Annotated in this window: 14 protein-coding genes and 1 pseudogene; 5 read left to right on the top strand and 10 right to left on the bottom strand. The window is 66.4% G+C overall.

What is annotated here, in order from left to right; translation table 11 throughout:
- Nucleotides 1–7 precede the first annotated feature (7 nt).
- The 4 genes and pseudogenes from AB3147_RS24710 to AB3147_RS24725 all read right to left on the bottom strand — a co-directional run bounded on the left by AB3147_RS24710 (nt 8) and on the right by AB3147_RS24725 (nt 4,188).
- Nucleotides 8–2,476 carry a TonB-dependent siderophore receptor gene (locus tag AB3147_RS24710; protein ID WP_438861033.1) on the bottom strand — a complete coding sequence of 823 codons (2,469 nt, stop codon included), beginning with the start codon at nt 2,474–2,476 and terminating at the stop codon, nt 8–10.
- A gap of 140 nt (nt 2,477–2,616) precedes the next feature.
- Complete coding sequence (locus tag AB3147_RS24715; protein ID WP_367353611.1) at nt 2,617–3,012, bottom strand: FecR family protein; 396 nt, start codon at nt 3,010–3,012, stop codon at nt 2,617–2,619.
- 49 nt (nt 3,013–3,061) lie between these two features.
- Nucleotides 3,062–3,610 (bottom strand): annotated as a pseudogene (locus tag AB3147_RS24720) (DUF4880 domain-containing protein); the annotation flags it as partial.
- Nucleotides 3,607–4,188 carry a sigma-70 family RNA polymerase sigma factor gene (locus AB3147_RS24725; RefSeq protein ID WP_367353230.1) on the bottom strand — a complete coding sequence of 194 codons (582 nt, stop codon included), beginning with the start codon at nt 4,186–4,188 and terminating at the stop codon, nt 3,607–3,609. The pseudogene AB3147_RS24720 and the gene AB3147_RS24725, both read right to left, overlap by 4 nt.
- Before the next feature lie 171 nt (nt 4,189–4,359).
- On the opposite strand from AB3147_RS24725, the gene AB3147_RS24730 reads away from it, so the two are divergent.
- Both AB3147_RS24730 and AB3147_RS24735 read left to right on the top strand, forming a co-directional pair.
- On the top strand, nt 4,360–5,235 hold the full coding sequence (locus AB3147_RS24730; protein WP_367353231.1) for a LysR family transcriptional regulator: 876 nt from the start codon (nt 4,360–4,362) through the stop codon (nt 5,233–5,235).
- A 177-nt stretch (nt 5,236–5,412) separates the two neighbouring features.
- The gene (locus tag AB3147_RS24735; RefSeq protein WP_367353232.1) at nt 5,413–6,717 is read left to right on the top strand and encodes a YbfB/YjiJ family MFS transporter; all 1,305 of its coding nucleotides are present in this window, start codon (nt 5,413–5,415) and stop codon (nt 6,715–6,717) included.
- 37 nt (nt 6,718–6,754) lie between these two features.
- Here AB3147_RS24735 and AB3147_RS24740 read toward each other — a convergent pair whose 3' ends face one another.
- From AB3147_RS24740 to AB3147_RS24750, 3 genes are all read right to left on the bottom strand, one after another.
- Entirely contained in the window at nt 6,755–7,531 is a 777-nt protein-coding gene (locus tag AB3147_RS24740) for an SDR family oxidoreductase (RefSeq protein ID WP_367353233.1), read from the bottom strand.
- A 63-nt stretch (nt 7,532–7,594) separates the two neighbouring features.
- Nucleotides 7,595–8,509 (bottom strand): BKACE family enzyme, encoded by a 915-nt coding sequence (locus AB3147_RS24745; RefSeq protein WP_367353234.1) that lies wholly within the window; start codon nt 8,507–8,509, stop codon nt 7,595–7,597.
- A gap of 10 nt (nt 8,510–8,519) precedes the next feature.
- Nucleotides 8,520–9,737 (bottom strand): ABC transporter substrate-binding protein, encoded by a 1,218-nt coding sequence (locus tag AB3147_RS24750; protein ID WP_367353586.1) that lies wholly within the window; start codon nt 9,735–9,737, stop codon nt 8,520–8,522.
- A 147-nt stretch (nt 9,738–9,884) separates the two neighbouring features.
- On the opposite strand from AB3147_RS24750, the gene AB3147_RS24755 reads away from it, so the two are divergent.
- Together AB3147_RS24755 and AB3147_RS24760 are read left to right on the top strand one after the other, a co-directional pair.
- On the top strand, nt 9,885–10,637 hold the full coding sequence (locus tag AB3147_RS24755; protein ID WP_239211271.1) for a Crp/Fnr family transcriptional regulator: 753 nt from the start codon (nt 9,885–9,887) through the stop codon (nt 10,635–10,637).
- A 259-nt stretch (nt 10,638–10,896) separates the two neighbouring features.
- Complete coding sequence (locus AB3147_RS24760; protein WP_367353235.1) at nt 10,897–11,859, top strand: tripartite tricarboxylate transporter substrate binding protein; 963 nt, start codon at nt 10,897–10,899, stop codon at nt 11,857–11,859.
- Between the two features lie 72 nt (nt 11,860–11,931).
- Here AB3147_RS24760 and AB3147_RS24765 read toward each other — a convergent pair whose 3' ends face one another.
- Both AB3147_RS24765 and AB3147_RS24770 read right to left on the bottom strand, forming a co-directional pair.
- Nucleotides 11,932–12,729, bottom strand: coding sequence for a flavin reductase family protein (locus AB3147_RS24765; RefSeq protein WP_367353236.1), 798 nt, complete (start codon nt 12,727–12,729; stop codon nt 11,932–11,934).
- A gap of 11 nt (nt 12,730–12,740) precedes the next feature.
- The gene (locus AB3147_RS24770; RefSeq protein ID WP_367353237.1) at nt 12,741–13,805 is read right to left on the bottom strand and encodes an LLM class flavin-dependent oxidoreductase; all 1,065 of its coding nucleotides are present in this window, start codon (nt 13,803–13,805) and stop codon (nt 12,741–12,743) included.
- Nucleotides 13,806–13,913: 108 nt separating this feature from the next.
- Here AB3147_RS24770 and AB3147_RS24775 point away from each other — a divergent pair, with 108 nt between their 5' ends.
- Nucleotides 13,914–14,855 carry a LysR family transcriptional regulator gene (locus tag AB3147_RS24775; protein WP_367353587.1) on the top strand — a complete coding sequence of 314 codons (942 nt, stop codon included), beginning with the start codon at nt 13,914–13,916 and terminating at the stop codon, nt 14,853–14,855.
- A 14-nt stretch (nt 14,856–14,869) separates the two neighbouring features.
- Here the strand turns inward: AB3147_RS24775 and AB3147_RS24780 are convergent, their stop codons facing one another.
- A complete protein-coding gene (locus AB3147_RS24780) occupies nt 14,870–15,754 on the bottom strand; it encodes an SMP-30/gluconolactonase/LRE family protein (protein ID WP_367353238.1) in 885 nt (294 codons plus the stop codon).
- Between the last annotated feature and the right edge of the window lie 153 nt (nt 15,755–15,907).

The raw sequence follows: 15,907 nt of genomic DNA on the forward strand, positions 1-15,907 counted from the left end.
GTTTGCCTTAGAACTCCGTGCTCACGGACAACAGCACCGTCAGCGGCGCGCCGACCGTCAGACCTTCGCGCGCCGCGGACTGCCAGTAGTTCTTGTTCAGCACGTTCTCGACCATCGCACGGATGACCACGGGCTTGCCGTTGGCGTTGAAGGCATAGCGCGCGCCCACGTCGAAGCGCGTCCAGCCCGGAATCTCCTGCGTGTTGGCGACGTCGACGATCTGCGAGCTGGTGCGCAGCATCCGCGCGGTCAGCGTCAGGCCCGGCACGAATGGCGTGTCCCATTCGGCTGCCGCGTTGAATTGCAGTCGCGGCACGGCCGGCGCGCGATTGCCGTCATTGACGCCGCCCTCGGTACGCGTCAGGCGCGCATCGGTATAGGCCACGCCGCCCAAAAGGCGCACGCCGTGCGTCGGCTCGCCCTGCACCAGGAATTCCAGACCGCGGTTGCGCTGCTTGCCATTGGACACGTAGCGCAGGCTGGCAGGATCCAGATAGCTGCTGGGACGCTCGATCTGGAACGCGCTGAGCGTCGTTTCAAACTGGCCGAAATCGTACTTGGCGCCCAGTTCGAACTGCTTGGAGATTTCAGGCGCGAACACTTCGCCCGCGTTGACGGCGCCTTCGGGCGCCGTCCCGCCCTGGCTCAGGCCCTCGATGTAATTGCCATACAGCGCCAGCCGCTCCGTGGGTTTGACGGTCAATGCAAACGCCGGCGTGACGGCGGACTCGTTGTAGTTCGACGTCTGGCGACCGCTCATCGCGTCGAAGTTGGTCGACTCCACGCGCTGGTGCCGCACGCCCGCGATGAATTGCACGCGATCGTCGGCCATCGAAATCGTGTCGGCCAGCGCAATGCTGACCAGCCGGGAATCGCTGGCCCGCGGCAGATCCGACGGCCGCGCGATGTTCGGCTTGGGCAGGTCCGCGGGGTTGTAGATGTTGGAGAACACCGTGCTGGACCGGATCCGCGCCGCCGAATAGTCGATGTCCAGCACGCTGGCGCTCAGCGCCGGCTCATGCTTAAGCGGGCCGGTCTGCAGGCGCCCCCGCACGCCGATTTCGCCCGTCTTGCTCAGCAGCGACTCGTTCAGGCGGGCCGGCACCGCGCCGATATCACCCGCTTCGTTCAGCATCAGCCAGCTGGTCTGCATGCTTTCAAAGTCGTGCTTGCGCGCGCCGACGGCGCCGTAGACGGTCCAGTCTGGCGACACGTCGTACTCGGCGCGCAGCGCGCCCGACCATTCCTTGGTCTTCCAGTAGGTCCACGACGGAAAGAAATTGCGGCGCGCGTCCGGCGCCCGGCCGATGTCCACGCCCGACGGCGGCGGAAACAGCAGGCCGCTGCGCGCATCGGTGGTGCGGTTCTGGTAGTTGATGTCGCCTTCCACGCGCAGGCGCTCGCCCTGGTAGTCCAGGCCCAGCGCCACGGCGCCCAGGTCTTCCTTCGCGCCGTCCATCGGCAGGTCGCCGCTGCTGCCGGCCACGTTCAGGCGCACGCCCCACTCCTGGCTCTCGCCATAGCGGCGCGACAGGTCGGCGTGCGCGCCGAACTGGCTGTCGCCGATGTACGACACGGTAAAGCGGTTCAGCGGATCGGCGCCCGCGCGCTTGGGCACGAGGTTGATCGAGCCGCCCACGGAACCGTAGGGCGCCATCCCGTTCAGCAAGGCATTGGGACCGCGCAGCACTTCGACGCGCTCCACCCCGATCAGCGAACTCGAATTGCGCGGCGACACGCCGTACAGGCCATTGAACGACACGTCGTAATTGAACAGCGTGAACCCGCGGATGTTGAACTCGTCGCGCCCCGCACCGCGCGAGTAGGTATTGCGCACGGTCGGGTCATTGACCAGCACGTCGCCGATGTTCTGCGCCTGCTGGTCCTCGATCAGCTTGGCGGTGTACTGCGTCGCGCTGAACGGCGTGCTCATGTCGTCGCGGTCGCCCAGCAGGCCCAGACGTCCGCCGCGCGCCACCTGGCCGCCGGGGTAAACCGGCGGCAAGCCGCTCGCCAGCCCGGAGGCCGTCACCGCCACGGGTTCCAGCGTGGTGGTCTGGCCGGCGGGCAAAACGCTCAGCCGGTACTCGTTCGGCGCCTCGCGCGTGGCGCGCAGTCCCGTTCCGGCCAGGGCCTGCTCCAGCGCCTGATGGGGGGTGTAGCGGCCGCGCACGCCATTGCTCTGGCGGTCGGCCACCAGCGACGGCTGCGCGGCCAGCAGGATGCCGGACGCGTTCGCCAGCCGCGTCAGCACCTGGTTCAGCGGCGCGGGGGCAATGTCGAAGGTCATCAGATCCGCCACGCCGGTCGTCGCGGGCGCGGCCTGCGCGTGGGCCGTCGACCCCCAGACGGCGGAAACGGCCATCGCCAGGGCCAACGGCAGGCCCCAGGACGGGATACGCCGGCGACGGAAGGCCAAGGCGCGTGCGCGGGTCACGGGAAAGGCCGCAGCGGCGGAAGAAGGACGGTGGGACATGACGGGACCTGTGCTCTCGTGCGTAAGTTCTGGAAGGGAGAGCGGCGCGCCAGCCATGCGGATTGCAGGGCGCGAGCGGCTCTTACTGTCCTTATTCGAACGAGCGGGCAAAACCCGGAACCGTTTCGCGGAAATTTTTTTCAGGCGCGCGCTTCGAGGCTGATCCACCAGGGCATCGTGCGGCGCACGCGCACCGGCAATACCGAGGCCAGCATGTCCAGCGCGCGGTCGGTCTCGCGGATGGGATAGCTGCCGAAGACGTGCAGCCGCGCGATCTCCGGCGCCACGGCCAGGTGGCCGAAGTGATAGCGGCGCAATTCGGCCACTACGTCCGCCAGCGGCGTGTTGTCGGCCACCAGCACGCCGCGCGTCCAGGCCTCGCGGGCGGGGTCCACCGGCAGGAAGCCGTCCAACGTGTCCGCCGTGAACCGCGCCTGTCGCCCCGCCGGCACGATGCCGCGGGCGCGGCTGGCGGCCGTGTCGACCCGGACGGCCCCTTCGTGCACGGCCACCACCACGCCGTCGTCCTCCCCCACGCACGGTGAAACGCGTACCCAGCGCCTGCAGCCGGCCCTGCGCGGTGTCGACCACAAAGGGACGGATCGGGTCCGCGGCGGTCTGGATCAGCAGCTCACCGGCGACAAGCTGCAGGCGGCGCAACGTGGCGCCATAGTCGACATCGAACGCGCTCAGCGCCTTCAGCCAGACCTGGGTGCCATCGGCCAGCGCGACGTGGCGCGTTTGGCCCAGCCCCGCGCGATGGTCCGCGCCCCAGGTCGAGGCCGCCAGGGGCAAGGGCGTCTGCCGCCACGCCGTCCACCCCAGGCTGGCGATGCCCAGGGCCCCCGCCATCCCCAGCAGCAGTTGCCGGCGAGCGCGCGGCCGGGCCGACGCGGCCTGCCCGAACGCCGTCACGGCGGCGTCCCGGTCAGGACTGGATTGCAGCGGGGAAAAGCGGCGGCCGATGCGTTCGACGTAGCCCCAGGCCTCGCGGTGTTCCGCCGCGCGGTCGATCCATTGCTGCCATTGCTGGCGCTCGGCGGCCGACGCATCGCCGGATCGCAGCAACGCATACCACTCGGCGGCCTGCTCCATCGCACGATGAGAGGGCTCGCGCGCCTGCGCGGCGCTCATGAGGCGGCCGCCTGCGATGCCGCGGGCATCTGCGGCAGGCCGGCCGGCTCGTCCGCATGTCCTGCCGCCAGGCGCGCCTCAAGCTGCATGCAGCACAGCATGGCCTGGGCGACGTACTTGCGGACCATGCGCGCCGACACGCCCAGCACGTCCGCCACTTCCTGGTCGGTCATCTCGCACGCCACCGCCATGACGAAGGCGTGGGCAGTCTTGGGCGGCAAACCGCGCAGCATCGCGTCGATCTCGCCCAGGGCCTGCAGCACCATGGCCTGATCCTCGGCCGAGGACACCGTGGGCTCGGCCTGCGCCGCCAGGGCGTCCAGCCAGGCTTGCTCCAGGTCGCGGCGGCGCCACAGGTCGATGCACATGCCGTTGGCCATCCGGCGCAGGTAGGTCCGGGCATGACGGGCGTTGTCGAACTTGCACGGGCGCGTCAAGAGGCGCACGAACGCGTCGTGCGCCAGGTCGGCGGCGTCCGCCGCGTTGCCCAGGCGCCAGTTCACCCAGGCCAGCAGCCAGCCGTGGTGATTGCCGTATAGGCTCTCGAAGTCCTGGGATGCCCCTTCCGATCCGCTCACGATCCCGCCCGCACGCGATACCGCTCACATTGCTTATTAATGCGAACGGTTATCAATTAACAAAGCGCAGATTATGGACCGGGGTGGCGAGGTTTGGCAACGGGGGTTTAGGCGATAATCCCGCTGCCCCGACGGGCCTGGCGAAGCCGGCACACAGCCGCGAAGGAAGCGATGAACTGGGACGATGCAAGGATCTTTCTGGCGCTGCAACGGGAAGGCACCCTGCGGCGCGCCGCGCGCGTGGCCGGCGTCGATCAGGCCACGATCGGGCGGCGCATCGCCACGCTGGAACACACCCTGGGCGCGACGCTGTTCCTGCGCAGTTCCACCGGATACACGCTCACGCCCACGGGTGAAAGCGTGCTGCGCGCCGCCGAACGCATGGAGCAATTTGCCCACGACCTGGTGCGGCAGGCCCAAGGCACGGACGGGCGGCTGGAAGGCGAGGTCAAGGTTGCGACGACCGACTCGCTGGCCATGGAATTCGTCATACCAGCCATCGCGGCGCTGCACGTGCAGCACCCCGCCGTGCGTGTCCGTTTGAACGTGTCGACCCAGATGGCCAATCTTGCCCGGCGCGAGGCGGACATCGCCATCCGTAACATCAAGCCCGAGAACCCGGATCTCGTCGCGCGCCAACTGGCCCGCTGGCCAGTGGGCCTGTACGCCAGCGAGCAGTATCTGGAACTGCGCGGCACGCCGTCGGAAGGCGAGGGCCTGCAAGGGCATGACCTGGTGTACTACCAGCCCTACCTCGAAGGCGGCCGCGCGCCCACCATCGTCGGCGAACCGGCCCAGGCGGGCTGCATCGTGGCCACGGCCAATTCCAGCCTGATGCTGCGCGCCATGATCGCCGACGGCATCGGCATCGGCGAACTGCCTGTGCCCATGGCCGAACGCGGCGGACTCGTCCGCCTGTGGCCGGCGCGCGAACGCGCAGGCGGCTTTCCCGTGTGGCTGGTGACGCACCAGGACCTGCGGCACACGGCCCGGGTGCGGGCATTCATCGACGCCGTCGCAAAGCAGTTCGACCCGCCGCCGCGATAGGCGGCGATAGTCAGCGACGACTGCCAGCGGTTATTGCCAGCGGTTATTGCCCACAATTACTGCCGCATTTTTGCATTGGTCGAATTGCAAAATGCTGCGTGATTGCAGCGCACGGGCTACCTATACTTTTTCGCAGGCCGGTCGGTTTCGCCCGGCATCCGAAGCGTGAGGTTCCCCATGTCGCATTCATCCGCCGTCGCCCCCGCCGCGACGCCAACTCCCGAGGCACCACCGCCCGTAGCAGGCACCGCTGCATGGCGGTACGTCCTTGCCGGGTTCGCCGCCAGCCTGGCCAGCATCGGCCTGGCCCGTTTCGCCTACGCGCCGCTGGTCCCCGCGCTCATCCAGGCGCACTGGTTCTCCTCGTCCAGCGTCGTGTTCCTGAGCGCTGCCAACCTGACCGGCTATCTCATCGGCGCGCTCATCGGCCAGCCGCTGGCGCGGCGCCTTTCCAGCACACAGGTGCTGCGCGTCATGATGGCGCTGGTCACGCTGGCCTTTGCGGCGTGCAGCCTGCCGCTGTCGATCGGCTGGTTCTTCGGCTGGCGTCTTGCCTCGGGCATCGCGGGCGGCGCCATCATGGTGCTGGCCGCCGCGACGATCCTGCCGCATGTGCCGCGCGCACGGCGCGGACTGGCGGGCGGCGCCATCTTCCTGGGCATCGGCGTCGGCATTGCAGGCTCCGGCACAGTCGTGCCGTGGCTGCTGGGCATGGGGCTGCAGGCGGCATGGCTGGGTCTTGCCGCCATCTCGGCCGCGCTGACCCTGCTGACCTGGCGTGCGTGGCCGGCGCATGGCGCCGCATCGCGCCGGTTGGCGGACCCGGTGGCGGATACGCTTTCCCCTGCCCGCCAGCCCTCCGATCACCGCGCCGGCGTGACCCTGCTGTTCGGCCAGTATGGGCTGATGGCGGTAGCGCTGGTCCCGGCGATGGTCTTCCTGGTGGACTTCGTCGAGCGCGGCCTGGGCGCGGGCGCCGCGGCCGGCGCGCGCTTTTGGATTCTCTACGGCGTCGGCGCAATGGTGGGCCCCCCGCTTTACGGCTGGCTGGGCGATCGGCTTGGCCCGCGCCAGGCCCTGCGCGTCGTGCTGGCTGTTCAGGCGATCGCGATGGGCGCCTTGAGCTTCAGCCACCACCATGCATGGCTGGGCGCCGCCGCGCTGGTGGCGGGCACCTTCCCGCCGGGCATCGTGCCGCTGGCGCTGGCGCGCATCCACGACCTGATTCCGCACGATGCCTTTGCGCAGAACCAGGCCTGGAGCCGCGCAACGGTCAGCTTTGCGACCTTCCAGGCGTTGGCCGGTTACGGTTACTCGGCCGTGTTCAGCGCCAGCGGCGGCCAGCACCGGACGATGTTCGTCATCGGCACGGCGGCGCTGATCATGGCGGTCCTGGCCGAGGCCAGCGTGGTGGAAAAGTTGATCGGCCGGCTGCTGCAAGGCAGTCCCCAGCCCTGCGGCCCTGCGCCCGATTGCCGATGACACGCACGCCCGGCGCCTGTCGGGCGTACACGAAGGCTCATCCCAGATACTCCACATTCCCGCAAACCGAGATGCTCTGCCCGCTGATCATCGCCCCTTGCTCCGAGCACAGGAACGCCACCTGATTCGCCACATCTTCCGGACGCGTCATGCGGCGCAGCGACACCTTTTCCACAAGCTGCTCTCGCATCGCATCGTTGCTGACCCCGCCGGCCTCGGCGCGGGCGGCGATGATGCGCTCGACCCGGTCGCCCGACACCACGCCCGGCAGCACCGAATTGACGCGGATGTTCGACGGCCCCAGCTCCATCGCCCAGGTCTGGGTCAGCCCGGCCAGCCCGAACTTGCTGGCGCTGTAAGGCGAACGCAAAGAAAAGCCCAGGCGCCCCGCCACGGACGAGATATTGACGATGGCGCCGCCGCCCGCGGCCCGCAACAGTGGCACCGCGCTACGCGCGCACAGGAACGTGCCGGTCAGGTTGACGTCCAGCGTGTTGCGCCAGGCGTCCAGTGTCGTGTCCTCGAGCCGGCTGGTCGGCCCGGACACGCCCGCATTGTTGACCAGCACATCCAAGGCGCCCCACCGCGCGCCCAGCGCCTCGAACATCGCCAGCACCTGCGTCTCATCAGACACGTCCGTCCGGCTGACGCTCAACGCGGGCAGGCTTTCTTGCGCCGCCTTGAGCGCCCCTTCGTCCACGTCGCAGATATGCACGTCGGCGCCCGCATCCACAAACCTGCGCGCGATCGCCAGTCCGATGCCCTGCGCGCCCGCGGTGACCAGCACGCGGGCGCCTTTCAATGATTCGGTCATGTCATGTCCCGATGTACAAGTGGCGGCAGCGCGGCTCGCGCGCCGCGCCGCCAGACGGTTACGTCAAAGCGCGAACTCGGGACGGATGCCGCTTTTCAGCGGCAGGCCCATGATCTCGCGCGCCTCGGCGGGCGTGGCCGGCTCCATGTCCATTTCGCGGATGATGCGCACGATGCGCTCGGTCAACTGCACGTTGGTGGCCAGTTCGCCATGCCGGTAATACAGGTTGTCCTCCAGCCCGACCCGCGCGTGGCCGCCCAGCAGCAGCGCGCTGATGTTGGCTTCCAGCTGCGACGGCCCGATGCCGCTGACGCAGAAGACGCTGTTCTTGGGCAGCAGATCCACCATCATCTGCAGATGCCGCGGCGAAAACGGCATGGCGTTCTGGAAGTTGCGATGCACGTTCATGACCAGGTTGATGAAGTGCGGGCCTTCGTCCAGGTCCTCGTTGATCAGCGTCGTCACGTCCTGCAGGATGTGCGTCGGACTGAACACCTCCCACTCGGGCTTGATGCCGCGCGCCTTCATGCCGGCGGCCAGCTCGCGCCCTTTGCTGAGCGGCGTGTTCATCAGGTATTCGCGGTCGCCGAACGCCAGATTCAGCGTGGTGGCGTCCAGCGTGCACATCTCCGCGCCCGCGTCCATGCCCTTCAGACGCTCCTCCCACAGAATCTCCCACCTGCCGGGCGAGGTCTCGGCGACCATGTCGCCATGCACCCCACCGCCCGTGGAGTTGTTCAGCACGATGTCGCAGCGCTCGCGAATCAGCTGGTTCATCTTCCGGTAGACGGCGGCGTCGCACGTCGCCAGATCATCCGCACGCCGCGCATGCAGCGCCACCACGCTGGCGCCCGCGTTATAGCAGCGGTAGACATCCTCCGCGATCTCCGCGGGCTGCGTCGGCAGGTGCGGATTCTGGCTTTTCAGGGCCATGCCCCCGGTCGGGGCAATGGTCACGATGACTTTGCGTTTGGCCATGCGAGTTCTCCTAGGATTTCCACAGCGCGCAGCGGCTTTCGGATTGCTTCGTGAAGGCCTCGTTGCCGTCGATGGCCTGCACCACCGTGAAGTAATCCCACGGCTCCTTCGACTGGTCCGGGCTCTTGACCTGCAGCAGGTACATGTCATGCACGACGCGGCCATCGGGACGCACCACGCCGTCCTTGATGTACATGTCGTTCAGCTTGTTTTCGCGCAGGTAGGCCAGCACCTTGTCGGCGTCGTCCGTGCCGGTTGCCTTGACCGCGCGCAGGTACTGCAATGCCGCCGAATAATCGGCCGCCTGCAGCGACGACGGCATGGCCTGCCGGCGGTCGAAGAACTTGCGGCTCCACGCGCGCGTCTCGTCCGACGCATTCCAGTACCAGCTGTCGGTCAGGTACATGCCCTGCGCGGCCGGCAGGCCCATGGCGTGGATGTCGTTGATGAACATGATCATGCCCGCCAGCTTCATCGACTTGGTGATGCCAAACTCGTTCGCCGCCTTGATTGAATTGGTCGCGTCCGCACCCGCATTGGCCAGCGCCAGGATCTCGGCCTTGCTGCTTTGCGCCTGCAACAGGAATGACGAGAAATCGCTGGCGGACAGCGGATGCTTCACGCTGCCCACGACCTTGCCGCCGCCGGACTCAACCACCTTGGTGGTGTCGGCCTGCAGCGCATGCCCGAAAGCGTAGTCGGCCGTCAGGAAGTACCAGCTCTTGCCGCCCGCCTTGACCACCGCCGCGCCCGTGCCGCGCGCCTGCGCCACGATGTCGTAGGCATAGTTCAGCGTGTAGGGCGTGCATTGCTCGTTGGTCAGCGCGGGCGCGCCGGCGCCGACCACGATGATCGGCTTTTTCTTGTCCGCCGCCACCTTCGACATGGCCAGCGCCGTGCTGGAATTGGTGCCGCCGATCAGCATGTCCAGGCCGCGCTGGTCAAACCATTCGCGCGCCTTGGCCGAGGCCACGTCGGCCTTGTTCTGGTGGTCCGCGGTCAAAAGCTCGATCTTCTTGCCGTTGATCTGCCCGCCCATTTCCTCGATCGCCATCTTGATGGCTTCGGCGCCGCCAGGACCATCCGGCCCCGAGTAGACGCCGGACATGTCGGTGATGAATCCGATGCGGATCACGTCGTCGGACACTTGCGCCTGTGCAGCCGTGGCGGGCAGCAGCGTGGCGGAAATGGCGCCGGCAATGGCGGTGGCGGACAGCAGGCGTGGCATTGACAACATACCGGTCTCCTCTTATGGTTTTTGGCCCGTGGGCGTCAAACATTCTGCGGTCCGGCTGCCCCTGCGGACAGTCATCACGTTGACAAAGAACCCTAGGGTTTACCTGGGCCGCATACCACCTCCAGACAGGGAATGAACATGCGCGAACCGCCTGCCCTGGCGGGCAACGACGCGTCCGCCGTGAATCGCAGGCCGGCGCGCAGTGCCGTGGACAAGATGCTCGACGTGGTGCCCTGGTACAAGGGTCTGCCCGAACTCGAGCGCGATGTGGTGCGCGCCGAACTGCGGACGGTGTCGCTGGCGACGGGCGAATACCTGTTTCGCGCGGGGTCCCGCTCGCCTGGCTGGTATGGCGTGGTCGAAGGCCTGGTGAAGTGGTCGTCCCCTGGCACCGATGGCCGCACGTTGTCGCTGGCCGGATTCAGCACGGGAAGCTGGTTTGGCGAAGCCACCATGATCCGCCGCGAACGCTTCGAATACGAAGTCGTCGCCCTGCGCCCCAGCCGCATCGTGATCCTGCCGCGCGACACCTGCGAACGCCTCTGGAACAACAACATCGAATTCACCAAGGCGCTGATGACGCATCTGGCGCAGCGGGTGAACTGGCTGATGGGCTGCTACACGGGCAACGTGCTGCTCGACGTCGACACCACGGTGGCGCGCGCCGTTGCGGCGCAACTGGACGCCGAGGTACATTCGGGCACTAAGGGCCGGTTGCGGATCTCGCAGGAAGAGATCGCGGGCTTATGCGGCGTCTCGCGCCAGCGCTGCAACACCGCGCTGACCCGCCTGGCGCGCGAAGGCGTACTGCAAACGCATTACGGCGGGTTGACGGTGCTGGACAAGGAGGCGTTGTACCGGTGCGCGAAGATCAGCCGCAATCCGGCATAATGCCCGGGCTGCCGCCGCTCACGCGGCGCTGACACGAACGGCAACGCCGCGGCACAGCGCAATCTTGCTTGCTTCGCAGAACTGTTCTGCAGATCGATGGGGTAATCGGCCGGTCGGATAAAAATTATCATCGGCGTATGAGACAACCCCTGGCCGGAAGTCTGATTCCGGTCAACCCAGCCGCCAGCGTCAGAACATAAGAAACCGGCCTGCGGAAGGCACGGTCCCCGCATGGCGGCGGGAACCTGGAGAGAGACAGATGCGCAAGCTCACGCGCCGCGGCTTCATCGCGGCCGGCACCCTCATGATGTTCGCCCGCCCGCTGCGGGCCGCGGCCAAGCCCGTGACCCTGATCGTGCCCTATGCCGCGGGCGGCCCCAACGACAATTTCGCGCGCCTCCTGGCCGAAGGCATGGGCGCCGAGCTGGGCATGAACTTCATCGTCGAGAACAAGCCTGGCGCCAACGGCATCATCGGCGCATCGCAGGTCGCACGCGCGCCCGCCGACGGCAGCATGCTGCTCATGGGCGGCTCCGGCCCCCTGTCGCTGAACATCCTGCTGCGCCCCAGCCTGAACTATGGCTTCGACAGCTTCAAGTCCGTCGCCATGATGTTCGACGGCCCGCTCACGATCACCGTGCCCGCGAAGATGGGTGTCAATTCCCTCGCGGAGCTGGTGGCCTATGCAAAAAAAGAGAATCGCGCGCTCACCTACGGATCGCTAGGCCCCGGCAGCGTCACCGATCTATACGGGCTGATCATGTCCAAGACGCTGGGCATCCCGCTGACCGCCGTGCCCTACAAGAGCACGCCCACCAGCCTGATCGACCTCATCACCGGGCGCAACGATCTCTCCTACATGACGCCCATCGCCCTGGCCGACCACCAGAAGGCGGGCGCGGTGAAGATCCTGGCGCTGACAACCGACCAGCGCGATCCGGCCCTGCCGGAAGTGCCCTGCGTGACGGAACTGGGTTATCCCCAGCTCAAGGCCAGCTATTGGACGGCGTTGCATGCGCCCAAGGGAACGCCCGACGCGATCGTAGAGGCCTATTCCGCGGCCGCCATCAAAACCGTCCAATCCGAGAGCTTCCGAAAGCTGCTCGTAGCCAACGGCCAGACCGAGAAGGCCGGCGGCCCGCAGGCACTGGAAGCGCAACTGGACGCCGACCGGCAATATTGGGGCAAGGTCATCCAGGAAAACCACATCGTTCTCGATTGAGCCAGCCCTTCTCCCAATGACAAGCCCGCCAATTTGGCGGGCTTGTCTGTTCAGGCTGATGCGGTCATTCGTTCATTGAAGCTGCGCCGGCGCGATACCGTGCGTGGCGGACTGGAAGTTGATCACCGGTCGCGCTTCCCGGCAGGCGGTCCTGCGGATCTTGCCCACGATGAGATCATGCGTGCCCAGTTTCTCGGTGCAGACGATGTCGCACTCGATGCTGGCCAGCGCATCGGGCAGCACAGGCGCGCCATGTTCGTTCATCACCCAACCGCCTTGGGCGAACCGCGCCCTGCCCTGAGGGTTCTTCATGAAGGCCTCGATCACTTCGCCATGGCCTTCTCCCAGGATGTTGGCAACGAAGCGGCCGTTTCGCAGCAGCGGCGCATGCGCCGACGCGGTCTGCTGCACAAAGAATCCGACCATGGGCGGATCGGCGGAAATCGACGTGAGGCTGGAAACGATCATCCCCGCCATATCGGCCCCGTCGCCCGTGCTGACGGCGCTGATGCCCGCCGGCAGCGAGCGCATCGCCGCCTTGAAGTCATCGACCGACACCACCTCGTCGCAATCGTTGACCACCATGTGCGCGCGGATGTCGCCGCGTTCATCGACCCATCCATGCCGCGCCGCATAATCCACCATCTTCGAGAAGCTGGCTTCCCACGCCGGATCGCCCGCGTGCTGCGACAGAAAGCGCAGCACCGACGGCGACAGCCGCACGTGCCTTTCGTCCTCGCGCCGGCCAATGCGGGCGATCGCACGTTCAAGCCTATCCGCGGGCTGCGGATCCGCCATGACATCCAGGCGGCCGAAGTCCGCCGCGTCGCGCAGCGCAATCGCGCCGGCATTGCTCAAGTAGATACGCATGTTGGACTCCTTCAGGCAAGGGCGGTCGTACTGCCAACTTCCTTGCGGATCGCGGGAATGATCTTGTCGCCCCAGAGTTCGATCTGCTTGAGCATCGTCTTCTGGTCGAAATCGCCAAGCTGCGTTTGCAGCGCGATGTGCTTGGGCCGGAGGATGCTGATCTCTTCCAGCATCTTGTCGATGACTTCGTTGACCGACCCCACCGGCAGGTTTTTGCGAAGCTGCTCGAAGGTAGGATCGGTTTCCGACGGCACTTCCTTGACCATGTAGCCGTCGTCGCTCTGCGCGCGGCGGAACTTCAAGCTTTCGGAAATGCGGCGCTGGAAGCGTGCGCAATCCAGATAGGCGTCGATCTCGGCTTTGTTGTCCGACGCGTAGCCGCAGCGCAGGAAGCCGAACTTCACATCGCGATCCAGGTCCTTGCCATTGTCGTCCGCCACCTTTTCCAGCCGGCCTCGCAGCTCGGCGATGGCGTCGTTGCCCTTGAGCAGCGCCGTCACGAACAGGTTGTGGTTCTCGCGCACGCCGCGGCCCAGCGTCACCGGATTGCCCGACGTGATCCACAGCGGCGGCATCGGATCCTGGATGCAGCGCACCGCGATCGAGCTGGGCGGAATCTTCAGGAACTTGCCGTCATGCTCGAAGATCTTCTGCGTCAGACCCTTGGGGATGACGTCCAGGAACTCATTGAAGATCGCGCCCGACTCTTCCAGCTGCACGCCGAAGCGCTCGAACTCGAACTGCTGATACCCGGATCCCACACCCAGTTCCAGGCGGCCGTTGGACACCGTATCCACGAAGCCGACCTCGGCCAGGAAACGCGCTGGGTGATACAGCGGCAAAATGCACACAGCCGTGCCCAGACGGATGCGGCTGGTCTTCGCGGCCGCATGCGCCACCGTCATCAGCGGCGACGGCGACAGCGAGTAGTTGTTGAAGTGGTGCTCGGCGTACCAGGCCGTGTTGAACCCGGCTTGCTCGGCCGCCACCGTCTGCTCGATGGAGTTGTTGATGACTTGCGCGGAGGACTGGTGGTAACCTCGTTGCTGCGCCAGAATGAATACGCCGAATTCCATTGTGTCTCCTCATTGATGCTTGAATCCTTGAGGAAATTCTAGAGGCCGGTAGTCATGGGCTGGAATACAAGAAAAGCGGCGTTCTGTGCTGCATAAAGTGGAGGAATGATGGACAGACTGCGCGCAATGGAGCTCTTTCTGTCGATCTCGAAGACCGAGAGCTTCTCGGAAACCGCGCGCCAGTTCGGCATCTCCGCCACCTCGGTGTCGCGCATGATCACCGACTTCGAAAACGAGCTCAACGTGAAGCTCCTGCTGCGTTCCACACGGCAGGTCGTGCTGACCGAAGCGGGCCAGGAATACGCGCGCCAGCTCGAAACCATCCTCTGGAACATCAACGAGGCGCACCGCAACATCACCGAAATCCGCGCCGCGCCCAAGGGCATCCTGCGTGTGCATTCGCGCATGATGTTCGGCCTGGGCGTGCTGCCGCAGCTTGTCGCCGCGTTCCGCGAGGCCTATCCCGAGATCCACATCGAACTCGTGCTGTCGGAAGCCAAAACCGATCTGCGGCGCAATAACTTCGACATCGACTTTCGCATCTCGCCGCCCGTCGAGGCCGGCCTGAAGCGGCGCATCCTGTTCAAGAGCGAACGCTACCTGGTGGCCTCGCCGGCGTACCTGGCGATTCGCGAAGTGCCTACGCGGCCCGCGGATATCGCGCAGCATGACTGCCTGGCGTATCTGCTGCCCGGCGACCAGACCTGCTGGCGCTTCAAGCAGGGCGACGCCATCGACGAGGTGCTGATCAAGCCGCGGCACGTCACCAACAATGGCGTGGCCTTGCTGGAACTGGCCCGGCTGGGCGAAGGCATTGCGCTGCTGGACGACTACACCGTGCACCACGACATCGAGCGCGGCACGCTGGTGCGGCTATGCCCCGATTACCGTGTCACCAACACGACGTTTGAAGAAGGCATGTACGCCACCATCCTGGACACCGCCATGATCCCCGTGAAGATCCGGCTGTTCCTGGACTTCGTCGCCTCGCACGTATCCGGCGCGGAACTGCGCTTTGCGGCGTACGGCAAGCCGGCCGCCAGCGACTGACGCGCCGGCAGGCCTCAGGCTTGCGGCCGGATCCGGCAATGCGAACGCGGCGCGCCGGCATAACCCGTGCCACGCACGCGCAGCAGTGCACCATCCATCGGGCCGTCCGCCGACAGGCGTCCGCTGTCGCTGATGGAGGTGACGTACAGGTCGGCCAGCCCGTCCCCGCCAAAACACAGCGACGCCGGATGCGCGACCGGCAGGTCGATGCGCACATCCAGCGTTCCGTCGCGGTCGAACCTGGCAATGGCGCCGGCATGCACCAACGCCGTCCATAACCCGCCGTCGCGGTCGAAACAGCAGCCGTCGGGCGCCGACGCCAGCGCGTCTGTATCGACGAAGACGTCGCGTTCCGACAATCTGCCCTGCGCGTCCATGTGGTAGCGGTAGATCTTGCGCACCGAACTGTCGCACACGTAAAAGTGCGTGCCATCCGGATGCAGGGCCGGCCCGTTGACCACCCCCAGCCCCGCGTCGATGCGGTCAAGGCGGCCGGCGGCATCCAGGCGGTACAGGCCGCCCAACGGCGGCTCCCCGGCCTCGCGGTAGATATGCATGGTCCCCGCCACGAAGCTGCCGTCCGGCAGGGGCGTACCGTCGTTCAACCGCAGGTTCGGGTGGCTGTCCTCGATACTGGCCAGCGTCCGCAGGCTGCCATCTGCCGGCCAAAAGCGCGCAAACGACTCCTTCAGCGCCACGACCAGCTCGTCCTCGCCGTTGAACGCAAAGGAACCCAGCGGCGCAGGCAACTGCCAGCGTTGCACGCTGCCAGAGTCGGGGTTCACGGCCAGGATCAGCCCCTTGCGGCAATCCGCCATCCACAGCAGCCCGCGCGCCGCATCCCAGACCGGACATTCGCCCAGGGCTGCGCGCAGCGTCCCGATTTGTTCAATCAGCATCTTCCGCCTCGCTCCTTATTAGCCGGCTTTCCGCCGACTTTTTTCCCCATGGTATCGGCTTGGCGTGGGCCGGAATATGCGGCATTCCTGCAGAACACAACCACCGTTTTTGGCGTAGATCGCGCAGGAGCCCCTTCCTAAAATCAAAAAAAA

This window comes from Achromobacter animicus, assembly GCF_040775605.1.
Taxonomy (GTDB): Bacteria; Pseudomonadota; Gammaproteobacteria; order Burkholderiales; family Burkholderiaceae_B; genus Achromobacter; species Achromobacter animicus.